Here is a 14870-nt window from a genome sequence, read left to right on the forward strand (position 1 = left end):
AAGTTGGTCTTGGGATCTATTCCAGGATAGTGTATTGCAAGATTCATAGAGGCAGATCCTTTTGGTCCGCTGACGATTCTATGAAAGACACCCCCTTGGCCAGGAAAGGAGGGCTGGACCATCATAAATTAGCTGACTTTGGTGCCAGATCTCGTTAGGACTTACTTTAAAATATTCAATTTTACCGTGTTTTTTAGTGTAGAGTTCTACATGTCTTGTCCCGTAAAGGACCACTAAATTGTCGTCCTGGTTTGGATGCATATACCAGGGGCTTTCGACATCTCCCACAGGACCTGGAGACATAGCTCCAGCTTCATGAATCACCCTATCTATGGCACTGATTTCTTTGAAGGCTGACCGTGGGACCAGGTCAAAATAGACACCAGGGGTCCGCCTAAATTGGTAGAGAAGAATAATCTTATATAGGCCTGGGACTTCTTTTAAAACTTTTACTTTAATCGCCATATTTAACTCAACATTTCTTACTTAAACTTTGCAGGAAGCATTTCAGGGATTAGCATTTCTCTAGCTATTCTGAGAAAATATGCATCGGTCATACCCGCGATAAAGTCTCTTACCTTTTCTTCTGGTTTGGTGGAATCCATGTAGCGGGTGTTCATACCGTTTAAGAAATCACAGACTATGGGGCTACTTTTATTGAATGTTTTGACATCCTCCAAAAGACGTTCAAATAGGTATTGAAACAGATTTTCAATCTTTTTTGCCTGGGTCTTTATAAGGGGATTGAGATATATTCTCTCCATATTGAAAGCACGTAGGATTTTCAAGATTTCTGAAACTTCTTTACTAAAGGAGATAGTGTCCCTGTCAAAGCTGTTTTGGATGAGGTCTTCCACCAGGTTATAAACAATTTTTCCATTTGTATCACCAAGGCGATCCCTACATTCTTTTGGTATATCTTTTCTATCAATAAGGCCAAGACGAATTGCATCTTCTATATCTCGCCCTATATAACTTATAACATCGGTCATTCTAACAAGACATGCCTCTAGAGTTGTTGGGACGAAATCTTTTTGAGGATTCTGCTCCTTTTCTTCCATTTCTTTTAAGAGGTCGCTGAAGGTCTTTCCCCGTATTGGGCTGATTTCTCTTTGGTGCCTTTCTCCATCATGGCATAAAATTCCATCGAGTACCTGTAAGGTTAGATTCAATCCTCTTCCTTTACGTTCTACATCTCTCAGAAATCTTACCCCCTGACAACTGTGGACGAAGTATCCTATTCCATGGGAATGACAGATTTTAGACAGATACTGTTCTCCATCATGACCAAATGGAGGATGGCCAATGTCATGTCCTAGGCTTATGGCCTCTATGAGATCGACGTTAAGCCCTAAGAATCTCCCAATACTCCTTGAAATCCGTGAAACTATCTGTACATGCAAGACCCTGTGAGTAATGTGATCGTTTGGAATTAGGGAAAAGACCTGTGTTTTGTCTATATAACGAGTGTATGCCAATGAGTGGAGTATTCGGTCTGTATCTATTGAAAAGGCTGTCCTGTGGTCTTGCTTGACGGTTTCTTCATCCCGTTCTCTCTGGGCATTGAGGCTGAGGGTTGCAAAGGGTGAAAGTCTTTTCTTTTCTTCGGCTTCAAGCCTTTTTTTCCAGAGTTGGACATCCATGTAAATTTCCTTCCAAGGAATCTATGAGAGATTTCCTGTAATAGACAAATAATTACACGACATTTAGGAAAAGAAGATGATATTTTAGATTATATTATTATTAATCCTTGCTGCCAACTTTATACTTTAAAAACAATGAAAAATGTTTTGGCGATGTTTTTTCTTTTAATGACAATTTCTTGAATATAATATCTTTCTTGAAAAACTTGTTTTAGTTAAAATGTGTTATGAGCTAGATTCTTCAATTCTAAGTCACTTCACCAAAATGTTGGATCTTTTTTGCAAAATGTGGGCTAACTATTAGGCAATTTTGGAACCAGATCGAGGAGAAAATCGAGGAATGAAATATAAGGATCTTTATAAAAGAGAAAAAAAGATCAATGAGATCACAATCAGTCTAAATCAGGCTGAAAATTTAATGGAAATAATGTCTCATTTGAAAGATCAGTTACTTGAGGTCTTTGATTGCGAGAGAATAACTGTGTATGCAGTAGATGTAGCCACAAAGGAATTATTTTCTTACTTTAAAACAGGACGTACTCCCGACGAAATTCGGGTTCCATTGAATAAAATGAGTATTGCAGGTTATGTGGCCACTACTGGAAAAATAATAAATATAAAAGATGTTTACCAAAATAACTATCAAATCGACTACCCGGGTCTACACTTTGATGCCAGTTGGGATTTGGAATCTGGTTTCAGGACAAGGTCTGTACTGGCCGCCCCACTTGTAATCAAAGAAAAGTACCTTCAGGGGGTAGTTCAATTACTAAATAAAAGATCTCATTTAGGATTTTCCGATGAAGATGTTAATTTATTAAAACATATTTCTAAAGGGTTAGCCGTAGCAATATACAATCAAAAGAGAATTCATCGAAAGATTAATAAGTTTGACTATTTATTGCAAAAAAATATTATTAGTTGTGATGAGCTTAATAGGGCAATAGCTCTAGCTCGTAGCAATACTGATGCGATTAAAAAAGACGTAAGTTATGTATTATTACATGAATTTGGAGTTGATAAAAGTGAGTTGGGAAAGGCACTTTCTAGATTTTATGATACGGAATTTATAGAGTTTTCAGATCAAATCATCATATCATCAGAATTGCTACAGGGCCTTAATGTAAAATATTTGAAAAAACGATTCTGGATACCTCTTAAAAAAGAGGGGAAAACAGTAACCGTATTGGTTGACGACCCTTTTGATCTAGAAAAGAGAAATGAGATCAGATGTGCTGGCCTTGGCAGGGACATAAAACTAGTCGTTGGCATACGAGAGGATATTCTGCGTTTTATCGAATGCAGTGCTGGAGACGTTCCATCTTTTGAAAGATCTTCCATTGATTCCTTTTTAGAAGAGATGGATGAAGGAGGAATTGAATTTGAAAGCGATAATACGCCGTCTGAGGAAGATTTATTAAATGAAGACGCCCCAGCCGTGGTAAAACTCGTTACCAGGATCATAAAAGATGCCTATGATCAAGGCGTTTCTGATATTCATATTGAGCCTTATCCTGGAAAAATGCCAACAGAAGTGCGGTTTCGTAGAGATGGCGTCTGTTATAAATATCTTGATATACCATCGACGCATACAAGGGCAGTGGTGAACCGGATTAAAATAATGAGTAATTTGGACATTTCAGAGAAGCGTCTTCCTCAGTCTGGGAAGATCAAACTCAGGTATGGTTCAAAAGATATAGAGCTTCGAGTAGAAATAACACCAACAGTATGTGGTCTTGAAGACGCAGTCATGCGAATCTTGAGTGCAGGAAAGCCTATTCCACTGGAAAAAATGAATTTTTCGCCAAGAAACTTGGAAAAGTTGTTGAATATAATTCAAAAACCCTATGGAATAATTCTCGTTGTCGGGCCTACTGGCAGTGGAAAGACTACAACTCTCCATTCAATTCTTGGTCATCTCAATAAACCTGAGAAAAAGATATGGACCGCAGAGGACCCTGTAGAGATTACCCAGCATGGTCTTAGACAAGTGCAGGTAAAGCCACAGATTGGATACACGTTTGCTGCTGCAATGCGATCCTTTCTAAGGGGTGATCCAGATATCATTATGGTGGGAGAAATGAGAGATGAGGAGACTGCCCATATCGCGCTTGAGGCATCTTTAACAGGGCATTTGGTTTTGTCCACTCTACACACTAACTCCGCTCCAGAAACCATTACCCGTCTCCTGGATATGGGAGTAAATACACTAAATTTTGCAGACGCAATCCTTGGAATATTGGCTCAAAGATTAGTTAGGACCCTGTGTCCATCTTGTAAGCGTCCCTATCATCCAACTAAAGAAGAATTTGCGCTCATAAAGGCTGAATATGGCCATGACTATTTTGATGAGTTAGACATATCATATGATGATGATTTTAGACTGATGGGGGCAGGGGGCTGTCCAAAATGCAACAACACTGGTTATAGAGGCAGGATCGCCATCCACGAACTTTTGGTAGGATCAAGAGAGATAAAGAGACTCATTGTAGAAAAGGCCCCAGTGGAAAGGCTTCTAGAGCAAGGAATTAAAGAAGGAATGCGTACCTTAAAGCAAGATGGAATCTATAAGATTATTCAAGGTTACACTGATATGGTAAATGTTCGAAAGGTCTGCCTTGTTTAGTCAGGGTATTGTAAACGTATGGACTTGAGGATTTCTAGGCACTCGAAAAAGGCATCTATCATTTCAGGATCAAATTGTTTACCAGCCTCTGTCCTCATGACGTTTAGCACTTTTTCTTCATCCCATTGGTCTTTGTAACACCTCTTAGAGCTCAAGGCGTCGTATACATCGGCTATGGCAACTATTCTAGCGAATACAGGGATTTCTGAGCCTTTTTTACCAATTGGTCTACCATAGGAATCTACGCGATCGTGTGGATATTTTTCGGTCTTCGGATCAATATGTCCTGGATAGCCTCTGCCGTCCCACCTTTCGTGATGATTTAATGAAATCTCATAGGCTGCTTCATCAAACTCAGACCATTTGTCCAAGAAAAGCTTTGCCCCGAAGTAGGTGTGTTTTTTTATCTGTTCATACTCCTTCTCAGTCAGTTTAGCAGGTTTCTTGAGTATCCTGTCTGATATTGCTATCTTACCTACATCGTGGAGCATGGCCGCCATTCTCAAGATATCTTTTTTGCGCTGTATTTCCTGGTAGTTCATTCCTTGTTTCAAGGCCCATTGCTCAAATATTTCGATTGAATAGGCTCCAACCCTGTTTACATGCGCCCCTGTCTCTGTTGGATCATGGAGTTCAGCCATCTTTATCATTCTGAGAATCATCTCCCTAGTCAGCATGGAACGTTCCACAGCAACCGCAGCATTCATTGCAAAGTGTAAAACTAATTGTTCTTCTTCCATAGAGAATTGTCGAATTTGCCCTGTCTCGTCCTTGGCGTTTATGAGTTGTAAGACTCCAATCACTTCATTCCTATATGTCTTCAATGGAAAACTAAGAACAGAGACTGTCCTGTAATTACTCAGCTTGTCGTATTCTGGATTGAACCTAAAAGGATGAGTGGCACTAATTGAATATGCATCTTTTATGTTTACAGTTTTACCTGTAGCAGCCACATACCCAGAGATCGTTTGATTGTTAATTGGAATAGAAAAACTAGAATAAATTAATTTTTTGTTAACTCCTAGCCTTTTTTGTATTGTATCATTTTGTGTGTATTTAATCTTTAAGTTGTCACCTTCTTTTATGTATATTGATCCAGCGTCAGAATTTGTAAGCAGTCTGGCCTCTGTTAGGATTCGTTCAAGGAGGACGTCAAGGTCCTTGATATAAGAGATTTCATGGGAAATTTTTATTACTGAATTTAAATCCTTATTTGTTTTATTCATTTTGGTATCGTATCAAAAATTCCACTGAACGCCCAGTTCAAACAGCTTTCTTTGCCAAGGCAATTGGGTAGCATCAGTTGGCTCAGTGAGCAAATACCTATATTGTTGGTCTGTGATATTCTCCAACCTGGTAAAAAATAGGGCTTTTTTGTCAAAAAGGCTCTTTTCAAGAGAGATGCTTAGAATAGTGAAATTGTCACCTACAGCACTGTTAGTGTGTCTTTGTTCTTTTTGATCTACATACCATACAGCACCCTGAATTCTCCAACCCTTTGGATGTACCCAGGTAAGTCGAGCTCCCACGTCATAATCTAGTCTCTCATAATCGGTTTTAGGCTTCAACTTTGTTACTCCAAAAGAAATAGATACAGAGGTCCTCTTGTTTAAAAGAGATTCAAGAGTGAGCCTAAAGGAGGTATCCTGTTCGTCCTTCCAGGAGAGGTTACTAAATGCCCATGGCATAAATTGATTGGGATAGCGCCTGTAGAGTTTGAAAATCTCCATTCGGGAAAATAGTTTTTTGCTCCAGATCCTATCCCACCCAAGACCATAAAACCATGACCATGTTCCAGGCGTTACACCACTAACCCTTGAAAAACCTGCAACTTCAATTGGTTGAAGGGTTCCACTCAAATAGTGAGGTTGGATTTCTTGAAAATAGGCCGTTCTTACAGTGTCTTTGATGCCGATTTTCTTAGAAATTCCTATGTGTGGTAATATCTCTTTTCGTTCCAAGGAAGAGCCATCAGAGGCTTGCCACACTCCATCCATGTTACAAACAGAAATGCCACTGTCAATTATTAAATTCTGAGATATCTTCCAAATATCTCTTATATATGCCCGAAACTCTCGCATGTGGTTTTTAATATTTGAAGAATTTAGTGCATTAACCATTAATATGCCAAACTTTCGAGAATGATTGAAAAATTCCGATACAAATAAGTCTTCTAGTGCCCCTCCTATTGAAAGTCTGTGGTTATTTACTCTCAGAAACTGTATTGCCTCGCCTCTTATGCCCTTTCTATAAAAATCAAGGCTGGATCTGGTGATCAACGAGGTTGGGCCAAACCCTGAAAGGATGATTGTATCACTTGATTCGTCTAGACCGTTAGTATCCAAGCCATCTATTTGTAAGGATAAAAGTAAATCATTTCCAGGTGCCTGTCTCCAATGATAACCAATCTGCCCTTGCCAATAGTCCCCGTGCACCACATGATGGTTTGGGCTGGCATAGCCATTTTGCAAGATACTTAGATCTTCTTCATTTCTGTGTCCCGCAAGGCCTTCAAACAAGAATTGATGCTGACGAGAGACAGCGTACTTAATTCTTATTAAGGTGTTTTCTCCACGATTTCCTGTTTCAGTCTTTGGACCATCTGTAGTAAAATAGTTGGCGTCTACAAATACTGCCATCTTACCCTGGCCACCCTGGAGAAAGGCCCTAGTTTTAACTGTCTCGTCAGTTCCTATATCCACTAGGCTACTCCCTCTGAAAGAGGGTTGTTCCAGCAGTTCCTGATAATCTGTATAGGTGATGAAAGTGTTGGCGTTTACAGGCTGTAATAAATGTGCCCGTTTGACATCTCCTAGGGTGTCTGCTCCCACTTGTCTGAGGTGGACTGACTCTGAAGCCCTGAATAGATAGGCGCTGCTATTGGTGGGGTCATTCCATACTGCCCAATCGCCAATGGCTTTTGCCCACTCATGGAGGCCCATAAAGGCAAGAGACCAGGCAAGGCTTATATTTTTTAATGCCCTATCTTGATCTAGTAAGAATCTGGAACGCGTAGTCAAACGGTTATCGTTTAGGTCAATTGCTTTTTGTAGGGCCAAAATACCTTCTCCTGCCCTGTATTGATCAGTGAATATGGTAGCAAGATAGAGATAAGGAGTTGGGTCAAGTGGATCTAATTCTATTGCTCGCCTCAATTCCACCTCAGCCTCTTTTCTTTCTCCAAGTCCATGTGTGCCTTGCCAAGGTAATAATGTGGGTATGCAGAAAGGGGTTCTAGAAGACATGCCCGTTCCATGCTCTCTAAACCTTCATTAGTTTTTCCCTGGTAATAGAGGGCGAGTCCAAGACCTAGATGGGCAGAAGCAAGATCTGGACGCATGCTCAAGGCCTTTTTGAAGTATTTTGCTGCCTTGACCGAATCAAGCTTTATAAGACAAATATATCCTTTTTGTAGGTAAATCCTAGGGTCAGCACTAGCGTCAAAATTATTGAGGAGTGATTCTGCTTCCTCTATCCTATCTAGTCCTAAAAAGAGTTCAACTGTCCTTAACAATGCAGGTATGGAATGTGGATCAATTTTTAATGCCTGTTTAGCTTCCACTAGGGCCTCATCCAGTTTGCCAAAAGATTGGAGGATGGTCGCCTTTGCAACGTGTACTGCTGCAGGCAGTTTAGATAGCTCCTCAGCCTTTTGAACTGTGGCAAGTGCTTCATTAGCCCTATTCCTTATGAGAAGATCTAGAGCTGTTTTTGCCATGGCAATAGCCTTTGCCTCACTGCCTTTGGCGGTTAAATCAGATGGGCCTGTGATTTTAGGAGTAAGGAGTAACCACTGTACAGAGTCTTCTGGATTGAGAATTTTTACTATATCAGGTCCTTTTCCTTTTATTATTGTGGCCATCTGTCCCCTTTTTATTATGCCTTCTCCAAGTTCATTGGAACATCGAACTGTCCCCTCGAGTACCACAACCTGTGTGTCCCCAGTTTTATCAGCAACGGTTACGGCCATTTCTGTTCCTCTTATACTTGCGGTAACGACTGGAGTTTCAAATATCGGTTTTGGTACCCTTCGTTTGTTTCTGAACCAAAGAGAGCCTCTATGGAGTTGATAAACACCTTTATTTGAAATGTCTGTATCTGGAATTGGGCCTGCCTGTTTGAGACAAAAAATTGATCTTTGACGTAGACGTATTTGAGATCCATCTCTTAAGAGAATGGCAGCTTCACTGTCTTTGGAAACCCTAAGGCAGATGCCCTGAGTCAACTCCTGATGTAATTTTATTGCGTTCCAACTCGTGCCCCGATCATATGATGCCTCTAATGTCCCTTTAATCCAAACCACTTCGCCTGCCTTGATTCCCGCCCATGCTGTATTACAGATAAGGAATGAAGGGAGGAGGTAATTGAAGATTAATTGAATTGCCCATTTCATTATCTTGCTCCCAACTCATTATTTAGTTTTCATGGTCCAGATACCATCCCATGTCTTTGGCGGGTTTTTTAATAGAATTTCACACCTTGAAAAAAAGAGTTTCGATGGGCCATCATTTGGTTTAATGGTCAAAATTTCTTGAAATGCCTCCAAGGCCTTAGACCAATTTCCTTTTCTGTAATATTCCAATGCCTTATTAAATTTTGATAACAGAGTTGTGAGTTCGCTGTCTGCCTCCCCCTCTTTAATGAGTTCAAATATCCTAACAGGCAGTTTTTTACCCTTTACCCTAACAAGGTCCAGCTCCCTGAATAAAAATTTTTTGTCTACATATCGTTGGGTATTCTCTCCTATTATTATGGATGTCCCATACAATTTGTTCAATCCTTCGAGTCTTGATGCAAGATTGACTTCATCTCCGATAACTGTGTAATCGAATCTCCTATGGGAACCAAAATTGCCAATGACCATCTGTCCTGTATTAATTCCTATGCCGATTTTAGGGCGTTTGAGGCCTCGTTTTTCCCAGATACTACCCACCATCTCAAGGCATGAAAGCATTTCTAGAGCTGTTTTACAAGCACGGTAAGCATGATCATCACGTGGAACAGGGGCACCGAATACAGCCATTATTGCATCCCCTATGTATTTGTCTAAAAGGCCGTGATTTTTAAATACGCGTTCTGTCATATGGTCCAAATAATTGTTAAGGAGATATACGAGTTGCTCTGGGTCGAGTGTTTCAGAAAGAGATGTAAACCCCCTAATATCGGCAAAGAGCACTGTAAGTTCTGTTTTATGACCACCTAGATGCAACAGCTGGGGATTTTTGAGAATTTCTTCTATCACAGCTCGAGGTACATACCTATCGAAGGCCCGTCGTATTTCTTTCTTTTCTTCAAAAGTAAGAAGATAACCAGATAAGCCCCACCACAATCCGCCAAATATTGTGGCTAAAAGGGCAACACCTATATTAAGGACGAGTCCTTTATAGAAAAAAAGACTGACGGACGTGAATATCATAGTGCAGATCAGTGCAGCCACAGTGCCTGTGAGCATTAAAGGGTATCTTCTGACGAACAAAGGGACCAATGCAATTAGAGCGTATATGAACTTAAGCCATTTGAAATCTATTTCTCTTAAAGGGAAACCTGATAAGATGGTATTTAGTGCGTTGGCGTGGATTTCCACTCCAAACATAGCCTTTTTGCTGAATCTAAAGAATGGAGTGGGGAATGCATCTACTGCACCTCTTGAGACTTCAACTGCTGCTTCTGAGGCAAATCCAACAAATACAATCTTATCTTTGAAAAAATTTTTAGGAAGAAATTCTTCCATATTTAGGGCCTGATAATAGGATACGGTTTTTATGACACCCGAAGGCCCGGAAAAATCGATTAAAAAAGGATTTTTTTCTGGGTTGTAGTTGGTAGATCTATTTTTAATTGATTTTTTCTGTTGGAAGTAAGTTGCATAAGCAAGTGAAGGATATTCAGAAATAAACAACCTTCCATGGCGTATAATTCCGTCTGGATCAGGGAAAAAGTTTACCAATCCAGTTTGAGCACTTGCTCTTGACAGTATCTCCAATGGATCAGTAAAGAATATTTGCGTATAACCTTCTCGTTGGACTTGGGTAATGCTTGCTCCTAAAATGACATTTCCAGCATAAGCTAGGTCCTGTGCAAAGGTTTTATCATCATTGGGGTACCTAGATGGTTCTGTGAACATGATATCAAAGGCAATTACCTTGGCACCTGCCTTTTTTAATTTCCGTACAAGTCTTCCATGCAAACTCCGTGGCCAAGGCCATTGCCTTCCCAAGTATTGAAATGACGGTTCGTCAATGGCGACTATGACAATATCTCTAGGTGGAGATTTTATACCTCTAAGGGTGAAAAGAAGATCGATCCAAGCCAGATTGGTGATTTCCCCAAGTTTTGTGGTCGGTGCAAATATCAATGTTATGATTGGAACGAGGATCCCTATCTTTAAATATATTAATCTCTTGAGAGACCAGTGAGTTAGCTGAATAGCCATACTTCATTGCTGCTCAGGAAATGGACCTGACGATTTTAGAAGGTCTTTAAGCCAAGAAATCGTTTCGATGAAATTTGACAGCTGTGTTGAGAGGAGTGACAGGAAGGCCATGTCTCGTTGACTAAATCTTCTCAGAGGGCCTTTGTTGTTTACTGCCTCTATAACACCAACTACCTGTCTATTGTGATATAAAGGTACTGCAACCAATGATTCTGTAGTAAATTGTGTACTCTTGTCTATCAAATTACAAAATCGTTTATCATGACAGACGTCATTGACTACAGCTGGCCTTTTGTTGGCATAGACCCAGCCAGCAACGCCCTTGTCCCATGGTATGGACAGCCCTTTTAAAGCGTCTTTTTGGGGGCCAGTACCAATAGCAAAGACAAGGGATTTTTTTTGGTAATCTGCAATAAGGATTGAACTTGCCTCACATTGGATAGTCTCATTCACTATCTCAAGGATGTGGGAAAAGATTTTGGGTATTTGTCTAATATTCCCCAACATCATGGCAGTGAGAAGGAGAGTAGAGCAATCCTCATGTGTTAAGAGTTGGCATAAGTCCTGTGGCAGAATTTGTGCCTTTAAATTTTTTCTAAGGTTAGAAACCGAAATAAAGCCTATTTTTACTAGTAAGTCTCCAATGGATGCCTTACCTGAATTTTCTTCAAGCCAGTCAAAGAGGTGATAGACAATAGGAATATTGTCTTTAGTGTTTTGGTTTAACGTCTTTGAAGCCAAAGAATTTTTTTGATCGAGAGTAATATCTATATTATTTGTGGCTATAAGGCTCATATCTTCCAATAATTCTCCGATCTTTTCCCATTGGCTGTTTATTTTAGAGCTATTGACTATTAAATTGGCTATTATGCTTTCAATATATGGATTTCTAGCTACTGGAAATAAGTAATTTATATATTGATACATTGATCCAAGTTTTTTTAAGCGAGGAATGACCGTTTGTTCAAAAAAGGGAAATGTCTCTTTTCTCATTTCATCCACAGATTTAAAGCAGTTAATTCCTCTTCGGGACAATTCATTGATTCCCTCTATTTCATATGCCTCTTGAAGTTCTTCCAAGAGGTGTGAAAGGTGATCTAAATAATTTGGATCAGCCATTTGGGCCAGAAGGTCTGCGCTCGCCACCATTGATGCCACGACATTTTCAATATACCTGAGTTTCTTTGACGGCCTCGGGGGAATCTTGATATCTGTCAAAAGAATCATTTCAGGTACTATTATTTTTGACCTTTCAGACCAATTTTTGCTATTTAGATATTTCAATGCAATTTTTGTTGAGCGAACCTCGTGAGTGAATGAATATTTGCCGCCTTTTCCAATCTGATCTCCCTTATCTTTTAGGTATCCAGCGTCGTGAAATAGGCATGCAGCCATTCCGCAGAGAAATAGCTCTAACGAAATCGGCTCCTTTCCAGTCTTATGCCATCCTGCAACCATGTACGAAGTTGCAAGGGCTACCTCTTCGACGTGATGAAGGGTATGATAGCCTACCTGGCATGCCTCGTATTCTGGCCATCTGCCCTCATAGAGATCTTTTACATCATTATAGAGCTCAAAGAGTCGCTTTGGACATCTTCCGTATATGGACTTGGTGATGCTTGATACCTGTTCAATAGCCATGACTTCCTAAAGTTGCTACAAGTTTGGTGAAAAGTAAATCAACGTCCCTTTGACCTTAGATTTAGTTTGGAACAAAAAATAAAGTCTGCTTGCCAGCTGGAGAAGAGCTGTAAAAGATGACATCATTCCAACCATCCTCATTTTGGTCTTGGATTTTGAAGGCAAGTCCGTCCTTAATTTTATTTTGTTGATACCAGTCAAGCTCATCTTTGGAAAAGTCTTCTATAGGGGTAAATGAGTAATCAGGACGCCATAGTCCCGCATCAGCAGCTCTTAAGTCAATTAAACCGGTGTCCCTATCAATAGAATATTGCCCTGGGAAAAATTCTTCTAAAAGCTCTATCAACGATTCGAATGCAACAAATGCCGGTGGTAATGATTGAACAGTGCCGTCAGCATATCTGACTAGGATTGAAAAGGCCTGAGATGTGATGTCTGGTTGTGGTATATCAAAGCTTACCAGCCCAGTACTGAAGTTGTTTTCCTTGATTGTATGCCATCCAACAAATGTTGAATAACTTTTTCCATTGTTATCATGGACTACGATGCGACCGTCTCTAGTAAAATTGGCATTGAGGCCAAGACTGGCAAATTCTGCTGCAAGCTGGATGGGGTCATAGGGTGATGGTGCAATGTGCATGGCAAAGTTATTAGAAACATTAATTTTTGTATCATCAGGGAGATTAAGAACTCCTACTGGCACCAAAGGCGTCATGATATTTACATCTATTAAACCCATTACCAGGCCTTTATGGTTGTCCAACTGAGCATTGATAATGCCAGTTATAGGATCCACTGAGAGTTTTTTAGGCTCAAGGCCCATATTTTCACCAACAAGTTGGGAGGCACTCTTTATTGTTCCTTTTTCATCAATAAACAGTCCTTTGCCTGCATCTAATGATTCTTCAAGCGAGGATTCAATCTTATTGGTCAGCTCAGAGCTCAAACCGAGGGAGTCGAGTTTATTTTTTATCTTATTGCTAGGAATTCTGTGTAAGGCCACCACAGGTATACCAGTTTCCTTTATCACAGTCTTTAAAAAAACTGGATGATTTTTAAAGAATTCTTGAGTTGTTTCAGGGTGTTGTGCCAACTCCTTTATCTCTCCTAAAGAAACTCCCTTTTCCCGTGCAATATCATCGATACCGGCTAGAAGGAGTTGGCCTTCAACCACCCCTGCCTCATTTACTATGTCTATGGTCAGAGGTATATTGTGGTCGATCATTGTCTGAGATAGTTTTCCGCTTGACTGGGCAAGACTTTTTACAGAGGATAAAGTAACGTTTTCTGGTTTTTGGATGAGTTGGGCTAGGCGTTCTACCTGGCGTTCTAGGATAGTTTTTAGGCCTCTTCTTGCTGAGGTTGCAATTTGTTGTTTCACCTCATCTTTTACATTGGCTGCCTGAGTTAGTAGCCTGTCAAGTTGTCTAGAGGCAGAATCAATTATCTGTAGTATTGAAGAGATGGTTAAATCCTCAGCCATTAATGCAGAAACTGCCTGATCCAAGACTCGGGATACTTCTTGAGGTGCTTTTGATGCAGGCGATACCTTAATTGTTAAGGCGTTAGCTCCTCTTGTACCTTCATTGTCTTGGGCTTCAACACTAATGGTGTAATTTCCAGTCTCTAAAAATGTATGAGTTATTGTAGAATTAGAGGAGCTTATTGGGGCTGATCCATCGCCAAATTGGTATGAAAAGGTGATGGGTTCGGTTCCATTAGTTGCATTTACTGAAATAGTTATCCTGAGGGGAGCAAAACCTTCAGGAGGATCAGCATTCAGTTTGAGATTTAATTCTTTTTGCCTAAATATGCGAACCTCGGCATTACATTCATGTTCACTTCCAAGTCCATCACTAAAACGATAGGTTGGGTGATAGGTTCCCTCATCATTATACGAATGCCTAATTATAGGAAGAAATGCTGGTTGTTGATTTCCATCTCCAAAATTCCAGACCCCCAAACTCCATGGTTGTGGTATTTCATCTGAGATACTTACTCTTAACTCAACCTCGAGAGGAGGTGGGCCAGAAGACGGATTTACTAAGATTTTACATGGGGCATCCTGTGCAATAGATGCGGAATATTTAGAAACTATAACCAAAAAGACAACCAAAAAAATAAGAAATTTAGTAAAATGCATGAAATATGCCTAATTTTAAGTAATTATATTTAGTAAATAATTTATTATTAAATTATAGTCAAGGACTTTTAGGTCTGAATATTTTCTTAATTTCAATTTAACGCTATTTCATTATTTAGCCTAGAAAAATAGGCTAGGTAGATTTTGGTCAGAGGTTTTCAGCTATTAAAATTAGCTAGCCAATTTATTGATGGGCACTAAAATCAATAGTGCCCCCATGGACTCAAAAGAAAACAAACGATATTACTCTTTGAGGTAATCTTTAGGGCAAAGAGTCAAGTTTTAGTTTTAATCCTTCTTCACCATAAGGCATTTAATGCGCATTAGCGGGGTGTGAGGTAACCTTCATATTTAGATCACCAGAAGGGTCACTTCCTAGTCTAT

General features: G+C 39.9%; 9 protein-coding genes. 1 reads left to right on the forward strand and 8 read right to left on the reverse strand.

Annotated features, from left to right (window positions below):
• Positions 1 to 78: 78 nt before the first annotated feature.
• Positions 79 to 465 carry a hypothetical protein gene (locus DBT_RS06035; protein ID WP_244155323.1) on the reverse strand — a complete coding sequence of 129 codons (387 nt, stop codon included), beginning with the start codon at positions 463 to 465 and terminating at the stop codon, positions 79 to 81.
• A 17-nt stretch (positions 466 to 482) separates the two neighbouring features.
• On the reverse strand, positions 483 to 1643 hold the full coding sequence (locus tag DBT_RS06040; protein ID WP_067617824.1) for a deoxyguanosinetriphosphate triphosphohydrolase family protein: 1161 nt from the start codon (positions 1641 to 1643) through the stop codon (positions 483 to 485).
• Between the two features lie 340 nt (positions 1644 to 1983).
• Here DBT_RS06040 and DBT_RS06045 point away from each other — a divergent pair, with 340 nt between their 5' ends.
• Positions 1984 to 4269 carry a GspE/PulE family protein gene (locus DBT_RS06045; protein ID WP_067617827.1) on the forward strand — a complete coding sequence of 762 codons (2286 nt, stop codon included), beginning with the start codon at positions 1984 to 1986 and terminating at the stop codon, positions 4267 to 4269.
• Here DBT_RS06045 and DBT_RS06050 read toward each other — a convergent pair.
• From DBT_RS06050 to DBT_RS06075, 6 genes are all read right to left on the reverse strand, one after another.
• Entirely contained in the window at positions 4266 to 5495 is a 1230-nt protein-coding gene (locus tag DBT_RS06050) for a GAF and HD-GYP domain-containing protein (protein WP_067617830.1), read from the reverse strand. The genes DBT_RS06045 and DBT_RS06050 overlap by 4 nt on opposite strands.
• Before the next feature lie 12 nt (positions 5496 to 5507).
• Positions 5508 to 7430, reverse strand: coding sequence for a hypothetical protein (locus DBT_RS06055; protein ID WP_067617833.1), 1923 nt, complete (start codon positions 7428 to 7430; stop codon positions 5508 to 5510).
• Complete coding sequence (locus DBT_RS06060; protein WP_067617836.1) at positions 7421 to 8662, reverse strand: FecR family protein; 1242 nt, start codon at positions 8660 to 8662, stop codon at positions 7421 to 7423. Before DBT_RS06060 ends, DBT_RS06055 begins: the two co-directional genes overlap by 10 nt.
• Before the next feature lie 18 nt (positions 8663 to 8680).
• Entirely contained in the window at positions 8681 to 10702 is a 2022-nt protein-coding gene (locus DBT_RS06065) for a CHASE2 domain-containing protein (RefSeq protein WP_067617839.1), read from the reverse strand.
• 3 nt (positions 10703 to 10705) lie between these two features.
• Positions 10706 to 12343, reverse strand: coding sequence for a GAF domain-containing protein (locus DBT_RS06070; protein ID WP_067617842.1), 1638 nt, complete (start codon positions 12341 to 12343; stop codon positions 10706 to 10708).
• 61 nt (positions 12344 to 12404) lie between these two features.
• Complete coding sequence (locus DBT_RS06075) at positions 12405 to 14486, reverse strand: PKD domain-containing protein (RefSeq protein WP_067617844.1); 2082 nt, start codon at positions 14484 to 14486, stop codon at positions 12405 to 12407.
• Between the last annotated feature and the right edge of the window lie 384 nt (positions 14487 to 14870).

This window comes from Dissulfuribacter thermophilus, from assembly GCF_001687335.1.
Classification (GTDB): domain Bacteria; phylum Desulfobacterota; class Dissulfuribacteria; order Dissulfuribacterales; family Dissulfuribacteraceae; genus Dissulfuribacter; species Dissulfuribacter thermophilus.

Excerpts from the sequence above, each read along its gene's own strand:
- DBT_RS06035 (WP_244155323.1), bottom strand. The coding sequence starts at position 465 with ATGGCGATTAAAGTAAAAGTTTTAAAAGAAGTCCCAGGCCTATATAAG.
- DBT_RS06040 (WP_067617824.1), bottom strand. The coding sequence starts at position 1,643 with ATGGATGTCCAACTCTGGAAAAAAAGGCTTGAAGCCGAAGAAAAGAAA.
- DBT_RS06045 (WP_067617827.1), top strand. The coding sequence starts at position 1,984 with ATGAAATATAAGGATCTTTATAAAAGAGAAAAAAAGATCAATGAGATC.
- DBT_RS06050 (WP_067617830.1), bottom strand. The coding sequence starts at position 5,495 with ATGAATAAAACAAATAAGGATTTAAATTCAGTAATAAAAATTTCCCAT.
- DBT_RS06060 (WP_067617836.1), bottom strand. The coding sequence starts at position 8,662 with ATGAAATGGGCAATTCAATTAATCTTCAATTACCTCCTCCCTTCATTC.
- DBT_RS06065 (WP_067617839.1), bottom strand. The coding sequence starts at position 10,702 with ATGGCTATTCAGCTAACTCACTGGTCTCTCAAGAGATTAATATATTTA.
- DBT_RS06070 (WP_067617842.1), bottom strand. The coding sequence starts at position 12,343 with ATGGCTATTGAACAGGTATCAAGCATCACCAAGTCCATATACGGAAGA.
- DBT_RS06075 (WP_067617844.1), bottom strand. The coding sequence starts at position 14,486 with ATGCATTTTACTAAATTTCTTATTTTTTTGGTTGTCTTTTTGGTTATA.